Here is a 17820-nt window from a genome sequence, read left to right as displayed (position 1 = left end):
CCCGGGGAGCCGTTGACGTACGACGAGCCCGCCCGCGCCGGGGCCCCGTCTCGCACCGTGGCCATGACGGCAGTACCGCCGCAGGGGCGGGGCCGGGCCGGCCGGTCCAGGTCCCGCCCCCGCGGTGCCCCCAGACATGCTCGCGCCACACCTGAGCCGCGAGACCGTCCGTGCTGTTCCGCGAACGATCAGGAGAGAGCCTTGTCCGAACCGATCAGTCGCCGCAGAGTGCTGTCCGGCATGGCTGCCATGACGGTTGCCGCCACCGTCTCACCGACGCTGGCGACACCCGCACACGCCGCCACCTCCTCCCCCCAGCCGCTGCCCCTTCTCCCCCTGCGGATCCCCACGTCGGAGCTGGGCATCGAGCAGCAGTCCAACGAGAAGCTCAAGTGGCTGCAGGACGCCAAGCTGGGCATGTTCATCCACTGGGGTGTGTACTCGGGCCCGGCCAAGGGCGAGTGGTACATGGAGAACTCGGCGGTCACGCCGGAGAACTACAAGAAGTACTTCACCGACGCGACCAGCGAGCAGTTCACGGCGAGCGCCTACAAGCCGGCCGACTGGGCCCTGCTGGCCAAGGACATGGGCGCGAAGTACACAGTCCTGACGACCCGTCACCACGAGGGCTTCGCCCTGTGGCCGTCCACCCACCCCAACGCCTTCCATGCCGGACAGGCCCCGATGCAGCGGGACCTGGTCGGCGAGTACGTCACCGCCGTACGCGACGCCGGGCTCAAGGTGGGCCTGTACTTCTCCCCGATGAGCTGGCGTTACCCCGGCTACTACGACGTCACCGGCACCAACTGCCTGCCGAACAAGTGGGGTTACACCACCGATCCCGCGCACAAGGAGAACGCGCGGGTCATGAAGAACGAGGTGTACCAGCAGGTCAAAGAGCTGATGACCAAGTACGGCAAGATCGACGACATCTACTTCGACGGCGGCTGGCTGGGCCAGCAAGGCCGGGACGCGGACGCTGCCTTCTTCTGGGAGCCCGGAAAGATCCGCGACAGCGCCAATCAGTGGCCGGTGGACCCCGCCTACAGCGATACCGACTCCACCACCGGCAGCCCCCTCGGTGTGATGGGCCTGGTGCGGAAGCACCAACCTGACGTCGTGGTCAACCCTCGCTCCGGCTGGATGGGCGACTACATCAGCGAGGAAGGCGGCGCGATCCCCACCGGCGCCATGCGCACCGGGCTTCTGTCGGAGAAGAACTTCACCATCTGCGGCACCTGGGGCTACAAGGCCGGCGCACCCGTGATGAGCTTCGGCACCATCATGAACATCCTGGTCAACTCCTGGGTGCGCAACATGGTCTGCCTGCTCAACGTCGGTCCCGACCGGACCGGGGCGATCCCCGCCGACCAGGCCGCAGTGGTGCGCCGGGTCGGTTCCTTCCTGACCTCCTGCGGCCAGGCCGTCTACGGCACCCGCGGCGGACCCTGGCAGCCGGTGGACGGCAAGTACGGCTTCACGTCCAAGGACAGCACCTTCTACCTCCACCTGCTGCCCGGATACAGCGGAACCTCCTTCACCACCCCGTCGATCGGGGACGCCCAGGTCACCCGCGTCTTCGACGTCGCCGCGGGCACCGACCTCCCGTACACCGTGGGCGCGGACGGCAGGGTGACGATCACCGGCATCAACCGCACCCGCATCCCCGAGGACAGCGTCGTCGGGGTCTCACTGGACCGCTCCGTGCAACCGGCCGACATCGCCGCCGGCAAGACCGCGACCGCCGACAGCGAGGAGACGTCCAAGGGCAACACCGCGGCCAAGGCGGTCGACGGAGCCACCGCCACCCGCTGGTGCGCGAACGACGGCAACACCGGCCACTGGCTCAAGGTCGACCTCGGCTCGACCCGCTCCCTGACCGGCACCCGGATCGCCTGGGAACTGGACAAGACCAACTACCGGTACAAGATCGAGGGCTCCACCGACAACAGCACGTGGACCACGCTCGTCGACAACACCGCCACCCCCGGCACGCGCCAGGTCCAGACGGTCGCGTTCCAGGCCCAGGCCCGGTACGTCCGCGTCACCGTCACCGGGATGCCCGCCGGGGTGTACGCGTCGATCCGCAACCTGGAGGTCTACGACCGTCCCTTCACCGCGGACCTGGGCACCTACAAGGTGATCAACCGCAAGAGCGGCAAGGCACTGGACGTCGCCAACGCCTCGACAGCGGACGGCGCCACGCTCATCCAGTGGCCCTACGGCGGCGGGACCAACCAGCAGTGGAGCCTCCTGCCGAACAGCGACGGATCGTTCCGGCTGGTCAACGCCAAGAGCAGCAAGCTCCTGCAAAGCCCCGACAGCACCCAGGGCGCCACCCTGACCCAGTCGTCCGACAACGGCGGCGACAACCAGTGGTGGAAGCTGATCCCCTCGGCCACCAGCGGCTACTACCGGCTCGTCAACGTCCGCACCGGCTGGTGCGCCGACGTCGCCAACGCCTCCACCGCCGACGGCGCCAACGTCATCCAGTGGCCCTCCACCGGCGGGTCCAACCAGGACTGGCAGGTCCTCGCGCTGTGACGGCGCATGGCAGGGGGCGCGCCACGGAACTGGAGTCAGCACCCCAAGCCTGTCCGACCAGCCTCTCGACCGCAGCCGGTTCCTGACCGCGGCGGCACTCATGGCCGTGGCCGTCACGCTTCCCGGGCTTCTGTCCGCACGGGCGGCCACCGCCGTGCCACCTCAGAGGGCGGTCATGAGGCTCGATGCCCGTCACCCCCTCGCGTGGTCGGTCCGCTTCGATGCCGAGTGGGCCACTCGTGCGGGACCTGCTACCGCTTCCGGGCCGGCCGACAGGCCGGGGAGGCAGACCGGAGAGCTACTGCCACCGGCAGATGATCGACGTGCTGACCTGGGGCGGCTGTCGACGCGATCAGATCGGCCTCTACACCCACAACCCGAACGGCACCGGCTGCGTCGACGCCGACTCGGTGCAGTACACGCTCGCACCCACCAGGGCGTACAAGTGCGTCAGCGTGCGCAGCGGCAAGGTCGCCGGCGCCTCGAACGCGGACGGTGCCGCCGTGATCCAGTGGCCCTACTCCGGCGGATCGAACCGGCAGTGGGCCTTCCAGTCCACACCGGACGGCTTCCAGCGAATCCACATCATCGTGTCACGAGCGGGTTTTGCGGTGGCCCAGAAAGGCGAAGACTGCCAGGATCACTCCACTGACTGCGGCAATCACTCCGAGGACGATCGGCACGGTATCGCCAGTAACCGTTCCTGCAATACCTGCACATATCCCCCCTGCGATCAAAACGGCAGAAAAGGTTCGCACTTTTCTTATTGCGTCGTCCATTGACGCATCGTTCCGGCGCATTCCATTTCCGCTCTTTCCGTATGCGCCAGCACCTACACCGGGCTGTTCAGATGCTCCGACCTACTCAACGGCCGACCTGGGGGGGCGTAGTAGCGGGCGCCCGTACCGCTTCGGTGGTGGGGCCGTCGGCGTAGGTGTGGGTGCGCTTGCCCGCGTCGACGACCAGGCCCAGGACGTTGCCGGTGGCGTCGGCGAGGTAGTAGTAGGGCTTCCCCCCAGTCGTCACGGAGTTCAATGTGCCCGCCGGTTCACGGATGAATCCGGTGTCGACCGCCGTTGGTCGTCGTGGACGCGACGCAAGGCCGAGCATGCGTGAGATGTCCCCGCCTATGTCACTGCCTGGTCTGCCCCACCTTCGCTGCGGGCCTTACCGGTGGTGGGGTGGCCGAGGGGGCGGTGGCGGGATGCTGCCCAGACCGGGTGCTTGCTCGGGCCACACCAGCAGCACAGGGCAGGGGGCATGATCGACGACGAACCGGCTGGCTGGGCCCAGGCTCTTGGGGCCCAAATGGCTGCGATCGCCGTCGCGGGCCACGATGAGCAGTCCGGCTCCTTGGGCCGCGGCGACCACCTCGCGCTCGATGCGGCCGGTGCGCTCGTCACGAGTACAGGGCCGGCCCAGACGGTCGACCGCTTTCTGCAGCAACTGCGCAGCGGAGTCGGCGACGAGCTGCTCCATCTGGATGCCGGGATCGCGTTCGGGGCGGCCGCGGCCGAGGAGGCCGGCGAACGCGCCGTGCGCGACCCCTGCAATCTCCTGCCCGGTCACGTGCAGCAGCACGATGTCGGCGTCCTCGGGCGCGTGCGCGCGGGCGGCATCCACACACGCGGGCCAGGTGCCCTCGACGATCCAGACGACGATGGCCATAGGGGTGATCCTCCCAGCCTCTCGCAACGACTCGGTCGGGTTCCGATCAGGCGCAGTGCGCCCCGGAGTGATACCACCGAGCAGGCCACCGCGGGCCGGCCACGGTGTACAGGCAGCCGGGTGAACTCGCCCAGCTCCACGCAGTGTCGTGCTCTCGCACGGTACGCCTCCAGTCCGCGCCGGCTGCATATCCGGCAGCGGCCCGGCACCGCGAGTACGGTGTCGGGCCGCCGAGATGCTGCGCAGTGGCGTCAGCCCTGGCGGGCCTTGAAGCGAGGGTCCTTCTTGTTGATCACAAAAGTCACGCCACGCCTGCGCACCACCTGAGCGCCGGGTTTGGCCTTCAGCGAGCGGAGCGACTTGCGCACCTTCATGGCGGCCTCCTTGCAGAGCCTTGCAGGGGTGAGACGGCTCGGACGGTCAGGGACGGACGGGAGCGGAACGGCCGTAGCGTCGCTCGAAGCGCTCCACTCGGCCCGCGGTGTCCACGACCCGCGAGGTGCCGGTGTAGAACGGGTGACTCGCGGACGAGATGTCCACGTCGACCACCGGGTACGTAGTGCCGTCCTCCCACTCCACCGTGTGATGTGTGTCGAGGGTGGAGCGGGTGAGCAGGTGGAAGCCTGCCGCACGGTCGCGGAAGACAACGGGGCGGGAGACGGGGTGAATGCCGGACCTCATGGGTGGTGCCTCCTTGTGCAACCTCGGTCGACGGCCGAGGCGGGTGTCATCGTTCTTCGCGGAACAGAACGTGCTTGTCGGCCACCGGGTCGTACTTGCGCACGACCAGCCGGTCGGGGTTGGTCAGACGGTTCTTGCGCGTCACGTAGGTGACTCCGGTGCCGGCCGTCGACCTGAGCGTGACGACGGGCCGCGTAGTGCTGCGTGCCATGAGGTCCTCCTTCCACCACCACCGAGCGCTTTGACTCGGTCATGTCATGCAGTCGTTGCAACAAAGCCGTCCAGCGCGTCATTCCCGATGGCCACCGGTTCCGCCTCAAGGGCGGACCCGCCGGCCTGCCCGACCGCCACCACCTCCGGCAGGCCGAGCGGCGCGCCTTCCTCCTCGGCGCCCCTACCCAGGACGACCGCACCGCCTGGATCGGTCTGCCGGATGCGATGGCCGCACGGGCCCGGAGCCTTGTCGGTCAGACGCGCGGGCGCACGCAGCGGACATGTCTCTCTTACTGAGCCCTTTCCAATCTCAGGCGCATCCGATGTGAAGCGCGAGGACTGCCTGCACGAGGCCGGTGACGCGGGTGGTGCTGCACCGCAGTTTGCGCAGGAGACGCCAGCCCTTCGGGGTGGCCATTGCCTGTTTGCCGACGGCGCGGATGCGCGTGTGGGCGACATTGGCGGCCTGCTGACCGACGGAGAGGTCGCGGTGTTTGCCACGAAAGGGCACCCGTACGGTGCCGCCAGCGCCCTGATAGCCCTCGTCGCCGTAGCAAACCAGGCCGATCTCGGCCTAGGCGTCGATGACGCCTGGGTGCGAGCCGTCTTCATGTCGTGCACGGCGCCGGGCGCGCGGCAGAGGCCCACAGCAGGCGGCCGAACGGGTCTGCGAGGACTTGGACATCCGTGCCGTGCTTGCGATGCTTGCCCGAGTGGAAGGGCCGGTCGGCAGCGATCCGGTAAATGGGCAACAGGGTGCCGTCCAGGATCACGAACGCCTTGTCTTCCGCGCGGTTGAGGGCCTGTTGAAGCATGGGAAACCAGCGCGGCCAGGAGGTCCACGGCCTCGCGGATGTAGCGGAACAACCGTAGAGCGATCACCACCCTTGGCCGCAAGGGATTTTCATCCAGACGCTCCACCTCGCAGCTTCAGTGCGAGGTTGGAAAAGGCTCATGGTCTTCCACTCGGATCACGGGCGTCGAGAACTCACACGACAAAACCGAAGTATTGGACTCGATGGTCATCGCCCACGACGTAATGGGAGCTGCCACGAAATTCGTCAAGTTCGTGGCACCCGACCCTCGCCACCCGCGAGTGGCAAACAGCCGACCGATGGTGGAAACCGCCTGTTTCTACTCCTGGCTTCCGATGCCGTCATCGTCCTCGAATGCACCGGCCGCAAGGCTTTCTTGAGCGAACGGCAGGTATTCATTAAATCCGTCAAGGATACGGTAGACATCCTCCATAGGAATGTCATTCTCGAAGGCGGGCCAGTCATGACTGGCGACATAATATCCAGTCCAGTCCCCTTCCGCCCGCTCTTCCTCTTCTCCCTGTATTTTACCGAGCAGGCGTCGCTTCATACGTTGAAGGGAACTCGGATCATCTTCATGAGGGCCCTCACTATCCGCGTGCGCGTTTTCCATTTCCTTGACTCCGCGTGACATTACCGCATCCCCCCTGCACTAAAGTACGGACTACAGATTTTGTGCTTGATTTACCCTTTCGGCAAGATATTTAAACGTGGCACTGTCAACGAGATACCTGTAGCCGATGTATGCCGTGTTAACGAGCGAGGCGGCAACCAGTATCATCCAGGGGACCCTGTAGACACCGAGGAAAGAACTGTCCTGCAGGGCCGTTACGTGGAAGGGAAGCCGCACTCCTGCCCTGTTCATCATAAACAGTCCACTCGCTGCTATGGACGTAATCGTGGTGAGCGTCAGGGACAAACGTGCCGCCAATGTCCCCTCGAAGAGCCGATTCGTGGGCGACTCAAAGCCCAGCCAGCTCGCTGCGACGCCGGGAAAAGCGAGCAGGAAAGCCGGAGCATCAGTTCCTGGATCCGGCACACGGGACATTGAAAAAGCGACTGCCCATACCAGCGTCAAACAGGTCGCCGAGGCTACCACCGCCCGGAAGTTCGATCCAGGCGGTGTCTCATAGAAGTAGAGCTTGAGCTTGGCACGAGTGGCAGGGACGTCGGGTACCGAGAAGAATCTGCCGTAGAAGTGCGCGAATGACTGTCCGAAGCGACCGCGGAAGCGATAATAAGGCGGCGTGGGAGCGCCTTTTGTTCGCTTCTTGAGGTACTCCTTGGAGGCGTCAAGCTCCTGCCGTCGAAGGTACAGCCCTGGTGGCGCCTGGACGCGGACGTGGTAGCTCTGGCACGTCCATGCGTTGTCCAGAGAGACGGTGACGCTAACGGGACGTGTGCCAAGGAGTACACGCAGCTTCCCCTTGACGTCTATCCACGCGCTTTGGATGCCCCTTGTCCACTTGCCGGACTGACGGAACCGCATGTGCCTTTCGGGAGTCAGCTCCAACTCAGGGATCAGTGAGCGCTCGTAGCGGAGGGAGAAGCGTCCGCCTGGCGGAAGAGAGATGGGCGCCACGACGGCATAGTGACCTGAGAGCTCCTTCGCCAGACGAATGGCCATCCTCAAGGACGCTTTGTCGGTGACGGCAGACTCCAGCTCGCTGAGCATGCGAATGGCCGATCCGGCCTCCTGGGACAGCCATGGCCGGCTCTCATCCCGGTCCGCTCCGGGGTTGTTCCGCTGGATTATCGCTGCTAGCGCCTGATACTCCGCGGTGACAGCTTCAGCGGGGAGCCTTTTGGCTTTATACGCGCTCAAGAGGAGAGTACGCAGCGTGCAGGCGGTAAGCAGCAGTGACTCGCGATACGACAGCGCCGCAACATGCCTGCCCGCCTCGTCGTAGATATCGAAGTTGTCGAGCAGTGTCCCCTTCGGGGGAATGATCACAGGGAACGCGATCCGTTCGGCGTCAGGTCCACTGGTCCCGGCATCTGCATCTGTGCGCCGACCGGCGAATCGTGCGGGAACCTGGACATCCACGGTCACCCTCTGGTCAAGCGTTCGATGAGTCGGGGTGTACGTTTCGACCACTCTTTGCCGCAGGTCGCTTGGCTCGATCACGGCAAGCGCGAAAACCTGCGTCATCGTGGGGGTGTAGCGTTTGTTTCCGGCGAGGCGCTGAAGCTCGCTTGCGTGAGCCGGCGGAACACCGACACGTCGGCCTTCATCCGAACCTGGGCGCTCCAGGGACTGAAGGTGACGACGACGCCCCTCGACATAAAGGATCAAGAAAGCTATAAACAGTAGACCCACTCGCATGACGGCGAGGTACCAGTGGGCTTCCCATGAACCGAGGTGGAACGACGCGACGCCGATCAAGATGATGCTCAGCAGTAACTGGTGTCTCTTTGGCTTCGTGGCCATTTCGCCCCCCGTTGTACAGGGGATTCAGTGTGGGGGTCTCTCCCGCCCTGCGCTGCAGGGAAGATGCTGATTTTACGCAACCTTTGGCACACTCGTAGGCTGGCCTCGAACTCCGCACCACGATGTTCTGGGTCGGAGATCTCTTGCAAGCGGCCTTTGATCACGACATCACACAGACCCCAGGGGTGTCTCGGCTTCAGTGAGATGCCGCGGGCCGCCAGGTGGGGATCTCCAGGTGGGCGAAGGTGCGGGCGGTGATGCGGCGGGGGGTGCCGACCGGGGACTTCCAGGTGTGCTTGGCGTAGGCGAAGGTGCGGTCGTATCCGACGAGCTGGGACAGTTGCTCGGGCACGCGGGGCGGGGTGATCAGTTCGTTGCGGCCCTGGCTGGCGGTAACGTGCAGCAGAGCACGCAGGTTCTCCGACAGCACGGGAAAGCCCTCGGCATGCTGGCCGCGGATGGGGATGGTGCGGGTCCACAGGTCGCGGCCGGTCTGGGAGGGGAACCCATCAGGACCGCGTCACTCCAGTGGCGTCGCAGTGCCTGCCACAGCAGCACGAAGGCGTCGCGGACGATGTGCGGGGCGTCGCCGTCGAGGTCGAACCACTCCCCCACCGAGCGGATATCCACATGCTGCTCGCCGTTGTCGCGCTGGTAGCGGCCTACGGGATGGCGGGCGTGGACGAAGTGCCCGGCCATCCGGTCGCGGTCGCGGCCGGTGCCGGTGCGCCAGCCGGGAATGGGGGCGCTCAGCCAGGCGGCGACCGCGTCGCGCAGATAGGGATAGCGGCTGGTGTCACGGTGACAGGGGTCGCAGGCGGTGATGTAGATCCGTTCCACGCCTTCGGGGATGGTGTGGAAGACGGCCGTGACGATGTCTGCGGCCGACCCCCTGGCGAGGTCGAGGTGGTGGGTCTGGTCGCGGTGAACCAGGGAGCTCCTGCCGTACACCCCACCCCGTCGAGAAGGTCTACCCGGCCCACGGATGGCGAGGGAGGCCGGACTGTAGCTCGCGGGCGTGGGCCCGGCGGGCGGCCGCGTTCAGCACGGTGATGCGGCCGGTGCACCGAAGCCGGCCCGGTGCGTCGAAGCATCCGAGGAGGGCCGTGGTCGGGGCGGCGAGCCTGCCGGTGGTCTGGGTTCTGACGGTCGTTGCAACACCTCGGTTCAGAGGTGGCGATGGACGTCGAATTTCATGGGAGCCGGAGGCCTCACGGCGGCGAGCACTCCCCCACCCGGCCTGGTCACGTCAGTGATGACATGGCGTTCAGCTCTCACCGCGATGGGCGCTGTCTGCGCGAAGACGCCGGATCAAGAAGAAGACCGACCTCTTGCGGCGCTACGAGGTTCACGATGCCGGTGGGGCACCGATCTGCTGCATCACGCCGAGGAGGTCGGGCTGGCCGCGTTCGCCGACGATCCGGCCGTCGGCCAGGTAGTAGAAGTTCATGGCCTGCACCGAGATCTTGTTGCCGCTCGCCGGGATCCCGAAGAAGTCACCGTCGTGGGTTCCTCGCATGGTGAACCGCGCGGCCACTGTGTCGCCTTCGGTGACCGTCTCCTCCAGCGTCCACTCCACATCCGAGAAGCCGCCGCGCATCATGCCGAGGACTTCCAGGTACCCATCGGGCCCCCGCAGTGGTTCCGGGTGGCTCGGCGCGTGGAACACCGCGTCCGGAGAAATGACCTCGAGGGCGAGATCCTCGTTGCCCGTGTTGATGAACTCGACGAAACGGTTCATCACTGACTCGGTGGACTGCGATGGCATCTTGCTGTGCCTCTCCAGAGACGTTTGGGCGGGTGCCTGCGAGCGTAACATCGAATCGATGTTCACATCGATTCGATGTTCGCATGCGAAGATGGACTCATGCTGGAACTCGCGATACTCGGCTTCCTCGCCGAGGGCCCCCTGCCCGGACACGAGCTGCGTCGCCGCGTCTCACAGCTGACCGGCTACACGCGGCCGGTCAGTGACGGCAGCCTGTATCCGGCGATCAATCGCCTGACCAAGGCGGGCTTGATCGAGCGGCGCGCCGACCCGGCCGCAGGAGCAGCCCGGTACGTGCTCAGCCTGACCGCGGCCGGGCGGGCCGAAATGCTTCAGCGCCTGCGCAAGCCCGCCGACCACGAGATCACCGACTTCACCCGGTTCTACGTCGTCCTGGCCTTCCTCTCCCACCTGCCCGACGTGGCCGAACAGCACACGGTGCTGCGCAGACGGCTGGAGTTCCTGGAAGAACCGGCGAGCTTCTTCTACGACAACGAGCGGCCCCTGCGTGCCGAGGAGATCGCCGACCCCTACCGGCGGGGCATGCTGCTCACCGCCCGCGCCACCAGCCGCGCCGAACGGACCTGGCTGCGCGAGACCCTCGGCGAGGAGCCGCCCGCATTCGACACCGCATGCACCGACAGTGATCCACATGCGCCCGCCGCTCCCGCGAACTGACCGCCCCCGGAGGAACCTCGATGCTTGCTTCCTGGTACGACGACCAGGGCCCCGCCGCCGATGTCCTGCACGTCGGCGAACTCCCTGATCCCGCCCCCGGCCCCGGCGAGGTCCGCGTCCGCGTCACCGTCTCGGGCGTCAACCCCGGCGACACCAAGAAACGGCGCGGCTGGCTCGGCTCGTCCATGCCCTACCCGCGCGTGATCCCGCACAGCGACGCCGCCGGAGTCATCGACGCCGTGGGCGCCGGAGTCGACGCCCACCGCGTCGGACAACGGGTCTGGGTATACGGCGCCCAGTCCTACCGACCCTTCGGCACCGCCGCCCAGTACACCGTCGTACCCGACCACCAAGCCCCACCCCTGCCCGACCACCTCAGTGACGAGCTGGGCGCGAGCCTCGGCATCCCCGGCATCACCGCCCACCGCACCGTCTTCACCGACGGCCCGGTCGACGGCCAACTGGTCCTGGTCCACGGAGTCCTTGGCGGCGTCGGCTCCCTGGCCGCCCAGCTCGCCCACTGGGCCGGCGCCACCGTGATCGCCACCGTCCGCCGAACCGCGGACCTCGACCACGTCGACCCGGCCGTCGTCTCCCACGCCGTCGCCCTGGACACCGGCGACCCCGCCGCTGCCATCCGCTCGTACGCCCCGCGGGGCGTCGACCGGATCATCGAGGTCGCGCTGTCCGACAACGCCGACCTCGACAACGCCGTCGCCGCCAACAATGCCGTCATTGCCGCCTATGCCACCCGCGCAGACCGCACCGAAATCCCTTTCTGGCCTCTGCTGTTCAACAACGTCACCCTGCGGCTGCTCGGCAGCGACGACTTCCCCGCCGAGGCCAAGCGCCAGGCCGCCCGCGACCTCACCTCCGCCGCCGCCGTCGGCGCCCTCACCGTCGACGTCCGCGACCGCTACCCGCTGGACGACATCGCCAAGGCCCACGACCACGTCGACACCGGCGGTGGCCACGGCCGCATCCTGCTCACCGTCGGGCCTGGTCGCCGTTGATGAGGGCATGGGGAAGCGTCAGTCGCGGCCGTGGATCGTGTCGGACGAACAGTGGTCGCTGATCGAGCCGTTGTAGCCAGAACCGGCGCCGAAGCCGGCGGAGGGACGGCCGCGAGTGCCCGACCGGCAGGCCCTGTGCGGGATCCTGGTCGTGCTGCACACCGGGATCCAGTGGGAGTACCTGCCCCAGGAGCTGGGCTTCGGCTCGGGCATGACGTGCTGGCGGCGCCTGGCTACCTGGAACGAGGCCGGCGTCTGGGAGAAGCTGCACCAGCTGCTGCACAAGCTGCGCTCGAAGAACCAGCTGGACTGGTCGCGGGCGGAGCTCGACTCCTCCCACGTCCGGGCCGCACGCACGGGCCCAAAAGCGGACCCAGCCCGGTCGACCGCGCACGGCCGGGCAGCAAACACCACATCATCACCGACGGCCAAGGGATCCCTCTCGCGGTGTCGCTGACCGGCGGCAACCGCAACGACGTCACCCAACTGCTGCCCCTGTTGGACAAGATCCCGGCAGTGGCCGGAGTCATGGGCCGACCGCGGTTACGACCATGACAAGTACCGCCGGCTCCTGCGACAACGCGGCATCCGGCCCGCGATCGCCGAACGGGGACAACCGCACGGCACCGGCCTGGGCACTTTCGGCTGGGTCGTCGAGCGGACGATCTCCTGGCTGCACTGCTTCCGCCGCCTACGGATCCACTGGGAACGACAGAGCCCCACGACAGCAACAGCCAGATGCGGGCGCGGAGCCGTTGCGCCCAGCCCCACGTCCAGGCTGGCTCGGCAGTGGGCTGCCTCCCGGGCTTCCACCGGATTGGCCTGACAGAGTGGCCGTGGCGCCACGTCTGCCCGTAAACCTCTCATCTGCGGTGATGCCTGCTAGCTTCGCCAGCTGATCTGTGGTCCCGTACGCCTGCAGCGGAAGCAGGGCCACGACTGCGAGGCGAGGGAGACTGATGTGAGGGAAGACGCCAAGAGGCCAGCGATGGCTCCATTCAAGCGCAGGACTTTCCTGGCCACTGCCGCCGTGACGGCCGGTGCGTCGGTCACCGCGACAGCCGCACCGGCGTCGGCCGCGGGTCCGCACAACGGACCAGCCGACCCGTGGCCTCTCGACTCCGTGGAGCGCCTGCTGGCCATGCCCGAGGCCGGCCGCGATATCGACTGGCTCAGGTCGGCGCTACAGGTCGCCGTGGCGCTGGAACTGTCCACCATCCCGCCGTACCTGTGCGGCTGGTGGTCCATCAGGGACCGCGGCACGGATGCCGCGCGTCTGATCCGGCGCGTCATCGACGATGAGATGTACCACCTGGGCGTGGTGTGCAACCTGCTCGTGGCCGTGGGTGGCAAGCCACAGATCAGGGCGGCGGCACCCACCTACCCGGGCCCGCTGCCCGGCGGCGTACACGCCGGCGTGACCGTGTACCTGTCGGGTCTGACCAGGTCCTTCGTGCACGACGTGATGATGGCCATCGAAGCCCCCGAGGAACCACTCGCCCTCAGCGACAGCGCCCCGCCCACCATCGGCGCCTTCTACGGCGCCGTGCTGCAGGGCTTCAGGACCGTGGCCCCGCAGTTGTCGGCTTCCGGACAGTTGAGCGCCCACATCGGATCCGATGAACTGCGGCCGGTCGAGACCCTCCTGGACGCAGAGCGCTCCATCGACATCATCAGGGAACAGGGCGAGGGCACGAGCAGCTCCCCGGCCGACTCCTTCGCCGACGACCACCCGGCCCACTACTACGCCTTCGGCGAGATCTACCACGGCCGGCAACTGCGGCAGACCGACACCGGCTGGACGTTCACCGGGGCGCCCGTCCCCTTCCCCGACGCACGCCCCATGGCCCCGGTCCCGGCCGGCGGCTGGGACCGCCCGCCGGCGCCCGTGCAACAGTTCCTGGACCGGTTCGACACCACCTACACCACCTTGCTCGACTCCCTCGACGCCGCCTGGGGCGACGGCGGTCCCCGCTCCCTGGGTACGGCCATTCACGCCATGCGCGCCCTGGAAGAACCCGCCGTTCGGCTGATGGAGACCGAAATCCCCGGCACTCACAGCACATACGGCCCCCAGTTCCACGTACTCCCCTGACGAGCTCGTGCACGGTAAGCGGTGAGACGTCGAGAACACACAGGCGCCGGATTTCCGCACCGACGCCCCAGTGATTCTCACGCCTGGCCGGCTCAGCATCGTCGGTCACGTGCAGTCCCATGACGCTGGTGACGGTCATGCTGTCCAGGTAGGAGGTCTCCTCGCAGTCGAGGGGCACGGTTCGCTGAACCGTTGCCCCTCCATCGATGGGCAACGCCGCACCGGTGATGAAGGAGGCTTCGTCACTGACCGGGAAGGCGACGAGTTCGGCGATCTCGTCCGGGGTGGCGACATGGCCGGCGGGGTCGGGTGCGTCGAGTTCAGGGATGGGTTGGCGTGGGGAGACGCCGAGCGCGTGATCATCTAGGGCCGAGTTCCACTTTCGCAACAGGTCCCCAATCCACCTGAGGGTGCAGCGGCACTCTGGGCTGTCGGCCGCGGAGAACCGCGAAGGCGGCCGAGAGGGCGACCACTGCCGCTGTTCCCCGCAGGACCCATCGCCAGGGCATGGGTGAGCCGGCCACCGGCGCGGCCTCGGCGGGCTCCGTGCCGGGCGCGGTCGCGCAGCGTCCGGCATCCGCGAGCGCCCACAGCCGGTGCGCCTCCCGCAGTTCCCCGTGGGTCGCGCCGCAGGCCGTGCCGAACGCGTGCACAGGGCCGAAGCCGAGGGGGACCTTGTCCCCCGAGCAGTAGCGGTGCAGGGCGGAGCGGCTGGTCCCGGTCCGCTGCGCCAGAGTCGCGTAGCTCACCCCCGCACGGCTCTTCAGCATCCGCAGATGCGCCGCTAATCGCTCAGCCGTATCCGATCGTTCCATGATCGCTCCCCCCGTCAGCAGGTCGATGGAACTGGCCCATGAACGTGAACTGACCTTCTGGTGACGCGACTTGGGAACACCGGTCCCACGTCCGAACGGTGTCCGCTGCCGCATCCCACCCCCGTCCCAGCCGGGGGGCCAAGTCCCCCGCTGAGCCGCCTAACCGCGTCCCACCATCCCACCGGACGCCGGTTCGTTGCCAGCCGTCGCACGGCATTGAAACCGTCTGCACCGGCCGCCGGAGTCCATCTGTCACCGACAGCCCCACCAGTACGTCGAGAGGGAGAATCGATGCGCTACACCAAGACCATCGGCACCATCGCCGGAGCACTCGTACTGGCGGGCGGAACCATGCTGACCGCCTCCCCGCCCGCCTCCGCGCTCGCCGCGGCCCCCTCCGGCTGTCCGTCCGGGGCGCTGTGCGTCTACAGCGGACTGAACTACAGCGGCAGTCACTCGTATCTGCAGGACTGCAACCGCTACTGGTCGTCCTTCGGCCGCGACAACATCAGCGCCTCGTGGTTCAACAACGGCACGAGCGGACGCTGGGCACGCATCTGGGTGGACCCCAACTTCGGAAGCGCCAACTGGAGCGCGAACGCCCGCGGAACCGGTGACCCCGACGGGCGGGACCGCGTCGCGTACAACGCCGGCAGCAGCAACGACTGGCCGTGGAGCACCAGCGACGCCGCGGCCTGCTGACATGCGTTCCCACCGATCACTCGTGGGGGCGTGCCTCGCCGTGGTGATCGCGACGGCGGCCGGCTGCTCCACGCCGGCCGCCGTCGGCCCCGCGTCCGCGACCAATGGGCCCACTCTCACAGGGCCGTTGCCCAGGTCGCTGACCCCCGCGGAGGACGCCCGGCTGCTGTACGCGGAGGACCTGATCGTGCACACGTGCATGGCCCGCTCCGGTCTGCGGTTCGTCGCCGAACCGCTCGCCGCCTCCTCCCGGCCCGCGGCGGAGCAGCGCTACGGCACCGCCGACGTCGCCGCCGCCCGCGCCCACGGATACGGCTACAGCGAGACCTCCGCCGGACAGCGGCGGGCCGACTTCACTTCACCTGACCCGAACGAGGCCTACCAGCGCACGCTCTCGCCCGACGACCAACGGGCATACGAGACCGCCCTGTACGGCACTGCGGCCAGCCGCCCGCAGGTCGAACTCCCCGATGGGCAGGGCCTGGTGATCGCCACCGAGGGATGCGTCGCACAGGCACGCAAGCGTCTGTACGGCGACGACCTGCGCGGCTATCTGATCAGCCAGCACGTCACCGCCAACCTGGAGGGACACATCGCTCAGGACGTGCGTGACGCCAAGGCATACCGGTCGGCGCTCGGCGGCTGGCGTACCTGCATGGCGAACCGTGGCTTCTCCTTCGCCACCCCGCAGGAGGCCCGACAGGGCGGCCAGACCGCCGCGCACAAGGGCGGCCGGGCGGCGGAGATCCGCGTGGCCACGGCCGACGCCGCGTGCGGACAAGAGCATCGGCTGCTCACCACCGCTGTGGCCCTGGAACAGGACCGGTTCGCGGACCAGGGTCCCGAACTCACCAGCTGGATAAGTGAGTTCCGGTCCCGGCGGCTGGCCGCGCTCCCCAAGGCGAGGGAGCTGATCCGGGCCGAGTCCCGGAGCCGGGGGTAGGGCACCCCACCACAAGCACCCACTGACCAGCCTTGCCAAGCCCCGTACCAGAACACCACCACCGACGATCACCCTGAGACTCCGGCCAAGACGCACCGGTTATGTGAACTGACGTACGGGGCACGGGCGTCGGGACATAAGTTGTGACCGGAACTCCTCGCTTCAGCTGAAAGACGGACGGTGGACATGCCCGACCACGCGAGCACGCCCGGACCGGCGGCGCATCAGAAGATCGACACCTCGGTGCCGCACTCGGCCCGTATCTGGAACTACTGGCTGGGCGGGAAGGACAACTACCCCGTCGACGAGCAGGCCGGCGACGCGTACACCGCCGTGTTCCCCGGCATCGTGACCATCGCCCGCAGCAGCCGTGCGTTCCTGCGCCGCAACATCACGTACTTGGTCGCCGAGGCGGGCATACGACAGTTCCTGGATGTCGGAACGGGCCTGCCGACCGCCGAGAACACTCATGAGGTCGCCCAGCGGCTCGCCCCCGAGACCCGGATCGTCTACGTAGACAACGACCCCATGGTCCTGGCACACGCCCGAGCCCTGCTCTACTCCACTCCGGAGGGGGCGACCGCCTACGTCGACGCCAACGTGCTGGACCCGGACCGCATCCTCGCGGCCGCTGCCGACACGCTGGACTTCAGCCGGCCCACCGCCCTGATCCTCAGCAACATCCTGGGCCACGTCGCCGACTACGACCAGGCGCGCTCCATCATCACCCGCCTGATGGGAGCGCTGCCGTCCGGCAGCTACCTCTCCATCAACGATGGTTCGCGAGGCTTCGACCCGGTCTTCGAGGAGGCCCAGGACGCCTACAACGAGAGCGGCGCCGTGCCGTACAACCTGCGCACCGTCGACGAGATCACCTCGCTCTTCGACGGCCTGGAGCTGCTGGAACCCGGCGTCGTCTCGGTCCCCCACTGGCGGCCCGACCCCACCGGCCCGGCCCCGGAAGTCATCGCCGAACACGGCGGACTCGCCCGCAAGCCGTGACGTCGCGCTGTAGTGCCGTGATGTGAGGTGGCGCGGGCGGCAGCGGAGGCCGAGGCGCAGAGAGCTTGACGTGCGTACGTAGGAGCGTGGCCATCACCTGGACGTGTGGCAGGCTGCTATCCCCCGGCCAACCGGCGGCCGTGGGCGTGCTGGGCTGATCACCATGAGCAAGCGCAAGGCCTACAGGACCGACCTGTCCGACACGGCCGGTAGCGCCAAGAAGGGTACTCCGGTCCGCCTGCCGGGACCGGAGGAGGACGGGCCTCCTGCCCTGGTGGACAAGGACCTCTACCGCCGGATCGTCCGTGCCAGCCCCGACGAGGCGCCTCTGTCGGAACTCTTCGGCCTGGAGACGCCCCACTCCAACCGTGCCGAAACCGCGCTCGGCTGGGTATCTGACGCCGATTCAGGCTGCGGGCCCGCGTGGCGGGATGCCCGCACTGCGGACACCT

The 17820-nt window shown here is 67.6% G+C and carries 19 protein-coding genes and 3 pseudogenes; 9 read left to right on the top strand and 13 right to left on the bottom strand.

The window, feature by feature from the left end; genetic code table 11:
• Nucleotides 1-201 precede the first annotated feature (201 nt).
• Both OG841_RS45465 and OG841_RS45460 read left to right on the top strand, forming a co-directional pair.
• Nucleotides 202-2544: an alpha-L-fucosidase gene (locus OG841_RS45465; RefSeq protein ID WP_371570140.1), complete on the top strand. Its 2343-nt coding sequence runs from the start codon at nt 202-204 to the stop codon at nt 2542-2544.
• A gap of 314 nt (nt 2545-2858) precedes the next feature.
• Nucleotides 2859-3326, top strand: a complete 468-nt coding sequence (locus tag OG841_RS45460) for an RICIN domain-containing protein (protein WP_371570137.1) — start codon at nt 2859-2861, stop codon at nt 3324-3326.
• An 82-nt stretch (nt 3327-3408) separates the two neighbouring features.
• On the opposite strand, the gene OG841_RS45455 is transcribed toward OG841_RS45460, so the two are convergent.
• The 11 genes and pseudogenes from OG841_RS45455 to OG841_RS45405 form a co-directional block, all read right to left on the bottom strand.
• On the bottom strand, nt 3409-3570 hold the full coding sequence (locus OG841_RS45455) for a hypothetical protein (RefSeq protein WP_328635985.1): 162 nt from the start codon (nt 3568-3570) through the stop codon (nt 3409-3411).
• A 141-nt stretch (nt 3571-3711) separates the two neighbouring features.
• Nucleotides 3712-4212: a universal stress protein gene (locus OG841_RS45450; protein ID WP_328635986.1), complete on the bottom strand. Its 501-nt coding sequence runs from the start codon at nt 4210-4212 to the stop codon at nt 3712-3714.
• A gap of 251 nt (nt 4213-4463) precedes the next feature.
• Nucleotides 4464-4586: a type B 50S ribosomal protein L36 gene (gene ykgO, locus OG841_RS45445; protein ID WP_006130958.1), complete on the bottom strand. Its 123-nt coding sequence runs from the start codon at nt 4584-4586 to the stop codon at nt 4464-4466.
• Between the two features lie 46 nt (nt 4587-4632).
• Nucleotides 4633-4893: a type B 50S ribosomal protein L31 gene (locus OG841_RS45440; RefSeq protein ID WP_328635987.1), complete on the bottom strand. Its 261-nt coding sequence runs from the start codon at nt 4891-4893 to the stop codon at nt 4633-4635.
• A gap of 46 nt (nt 4894-4939) precedes the next feature.
• Entirely contained in the window at nt 4940-5104 is a 165-nt protein-coding gene (rpmG, locus tag OG841_RS45435) for a 50S ribosomal protein L33 (protein ID WP_266394988.1), read from the bottom strand.
• A gap of 312 nt (nt 5105-5416) precedes the next feature.
• Nucleotides 5417-5970 (bottom strand): annotated as a pseudogene (locus OG841_RS45430) (transposase family protein); the annotation flags it as partial.
• Between the two features lie 270 nt (nt 5971-6240).
• On the bottom strand, nt 6241-6471 hold the full coding sequence (locus OG841_RS45425; protein ID WP_328635988.1) for a hypothetical protein: 231 nt from the start codon (nt 6469-6471) through the stop codon (nt 6241-6243).
• 114 nt (nt 6472-6585) lie between these two features.
• On the bottom strand, nt 6586-8352 hold the full coding sequence (locus OG841_RS45420) for a hypothetical protein (protein ID WP_328635989.1): 1767 nt from the start codon (nt 8350-8352) through the stop codon (nt 6586-6588).
• 196 nt (nt 8353-8548) lie between these two features.
• The gene (locus OG841_RS45415) at nt 8549-8704 is read right to left on the bottom strand and encodes a hypothetical protein (RefSeq protein WP_328635990.1); all 156 of its coding nucleotides are present in this window, start codon (nt 8702-8704) and stop codon (nt 8549-8551) included.
• Nucleotides 8705-8718: 14 nt separating this feature from the next.
• Nucleotides 8719-9303, bottom strand: a complete 585-nt coding sequence (locus OG841_RS45410) for a hypothetical protein (RefSeq protein WP_328635991.1) — start codon at nt 9301-9303, stop codon at nt 8719-8721.
• 397 nt (nt 9304-9700) lie between these two features.
• The gene (locus tag OG841_RS45405; RefSeq protein ID WP_365123073.1) at nt 9701-10186 is read right to left on the bottom strand and encodes an ester cyclase; all 486 of its coding nucleotides are present in this window, start codon (nt 10184-10186) and stop codon (nt 9701-9703) included.
• 33 nt (nt 10187-10219) lie between these two features.
• Between OG841_RS45405 and OG841_RS45400 the strand changes: the two genes are divergently transcribed.
• The 4 genes and pseudogenes from OG841_RS45400 to OG841_RS45385 all read left to right on the top strand — a co-directional run bounded on the left by OG841_RS45400 (nt 10220) and on the right by OG841_RS45385 (nt 13906).
• A complete protein-coding gene (locus OG841_RS45400) occupies nt 10220-10798 on the top strand; it encodes a PadR family transcriptional regulator (RefSeq protein WP_328635993.1) in 579 nt (192 codons plus the stop codon).
• 20 nt (nt 10799-10818) lie between these two features.
• On the top strand, nt 10819-11811 hold the full coding sequence (locus tag OG841_RS45395; protein ID WP_328635994.1) for an NADPH:quinone reductase: 993 nt from the start codon (nt 10819-10821) through the stop codon (nt 11809-11811).
• A gap of 7 nt (nt 11812-11818) precedes the next feature.
• Nucleotides 11819-12637 (top strand): annotated as a pseudogene (locus tag OG841_RS45390) (IS5 family transposase).
• Nucleotides 12638-12799: 162 nt separating this feature from the next.
• Nucleotides 12800-13906, top strand: coding sequence for a ferritin-like domain-containing protein (locus tag OG841_RS45385; RefSeq protein WP_328635995.1), 1107 nt, complete (start codon nt 12800-12802; stop codon nt 13904-13906).
• Nucleotides 13907-14108: 202 nt separating this feature from the next.
• Here OG841_RS45385 and OG841_RS45380 read toward each other — a convergent pair.
• Nucleotides 14109-14294: pseudogene (locus OG841_RS45380) on the bottom strand (SDR family oxidoreductase); the annotation flags it as partial.
• Nucleotides 14266-14721 carry a helix-turn-helix domain-containing protein gene (locus tag OG841_RS45375; protein WP_328635996.1) on the bottom strand — a complete coding sequence of 152 codons (456 nt, stop codon included), beginning with the start codon at nt 14719-14721 and terminating at the stop codon, nt 14266-14268. The gene OG841_RS45375 and the pseudogene OG841_RS45380, both read right to left, overlap by 29 nt.
• Before the next feature lie 291 nt (nt 14722-15012).
• Between OG841_RS45375 and OG841_RS45370 the strand changes: the two genes are divergently transcribed.
• The 3 genes from OG841_RS45370 to OG841_RS45360 all read left to right on the top strand — a co-directional run bounded on the left by OG841_RS45370 (nt 15013) and on the right by OG841_RS45360 (nt 17368).
• Nucleotides 15013-15423 (top strand): peptidase inhibitor family I36 protein, encoded by a 411-nt coding sequence (locus tag OG841_RS45370; RefSeq protein WP_328635997.1) that lies wholly within the window; start codon nt 15013-15015, stop codon nt 15421-15423.
• 1 nt (nt 15424) lies between these two features.
• Nucleotides 15425-16366 carry a hypothetical protein gene (locus OG841_RS45365; RefSeq protein ID WP_328635998.1) on the top strand — a complete coding sequence of 314 codons (942 nt, stop codon included), beginning with the start codon at nt 15425-15427 and terminating at the stop codon, nt 16364-16366.
• 186 nt (nt 16367-16552) lie between these two features.
• Nucleotides 16553-17368 (top strand): SAM-dependent methyltransferase, encoded by an 816-nt coding sequence (locus tag OG841_RS45360; RefSeq protein ID WP_328635999.1) that lies wholly within the window; start codon nt 16553-16555, stop codon nt 17366-17368.
• The last annotated feature ends 452 nt before the right edge of the window (nt 17369-17820 follow it).

Source organism: Streptomyces canus (assembly GCF_041435015.1).
Taxonomy (GTDB): domain Bacteria; phylum Actinomycetota; class Actinomycetes; order Streptomycetales; family Streptomycetaceae; genus Streptomyces; species Streptomyces canus_G.
The sequence above is the reverse complement of the archived record's forward strand: the minus strand, read 5'-3'. Positions and strand labels throughout refer to the sequence as shown.

Coding starts and splice junctions, on each gene's coding strand:
- OG841_RS45460 (WP_371570137.1), top strand. CDS start 2,859: ATGATCGACGTGCTGACCTGGGGCGGCTGTCGACGCGATCAGATCGGC.
- OG841_RS45450 (WP_328635986.1), bottom strand. CDS start 4,212: ATGGCCATCGTCGTCTGGATCGTCGAGGGCACCTGGCCCGCGTGTGTG.
- ykgO (WP_006130958.1), bottom strand. CDS start 4,586: ATGAAGGTGCGCAAGTCGCTCCGCTCGCTGAAGGCCAAACCCGGCGCT.
- OG841_RS45440 (WP_328635987.1), bottom strand. CDS start 4,893: ATGAGGTCCGGCATTCACCCCGTCTCCCGCCCCGTTGTCTTCCGCGAC.
- rpmG (WP_266394988.1), bottom strand. CDS start 5,104: ATGGCACGCAGCACTACGCGGCCCGTCGTCACGCTCAGGTCGACGGCC.
- OG841_RS45425 (WP_328635988.1), bottom strand. CDS start 6,471: ATGAAGCGACGCCTGCTCGGTAAAATACAGGGAGAAGAGGAAGAGCGG.
- OG841_RS45420 (WP_328635989.1), bottom strand. CDS start 8,352: ATGGCCACGAAGCCAAAGAGACACCAGTTACTGCTGAGCATCATCTTG.
- OG841_RS45400 (WP_328635993.1), top strand. CDS start 10,220: ATGCTGGAACTCGCGATACTCGGCTTCCTCGCCGAGGGCCCCCTGCCC.
- OG841_RS45395 (WP_328635994.1), top strand. CDS start 10,819: ATGCTTGCTTCCTGGTACGACGACCAGGGCCCCGCCGCCGATGTCCTG.
- OG841_RS45385 (WP_328635995.1), top strand. CDS start 12,800: ATGGCTCCATTCAAGCGCAGGACTTTCCTGGCCACTGCCGCCGTGACG.
- OG841_RS45375 (WP_328635996.1), bottom strand. CDS start 14,721: ATGGAACGATCGGATACGGCTGAGCGATTAGCGGCGCATCTGCGGATG.
- OG841_RS45370 (WP_328635997.1), top strand. CDS start 15,013: ATGCGCTACACCAAGACCATCGGCACCATCGCCGGAGCACTCGTACTG.
- OG841_RS45365 (WP_328635998.1), top strand. CDS start 15,425: ATGCGTTCCCACCGATCACTCGTGGGGGCGTGCCTCGCCGTGGTGATC.
- OG841_RS45360 (WP_328635999.1), top strand. CDS start 16,553: ATGCCCGACCACGCGAGCACGCCCGGACCGGCGGCGCATCAGAAGATC.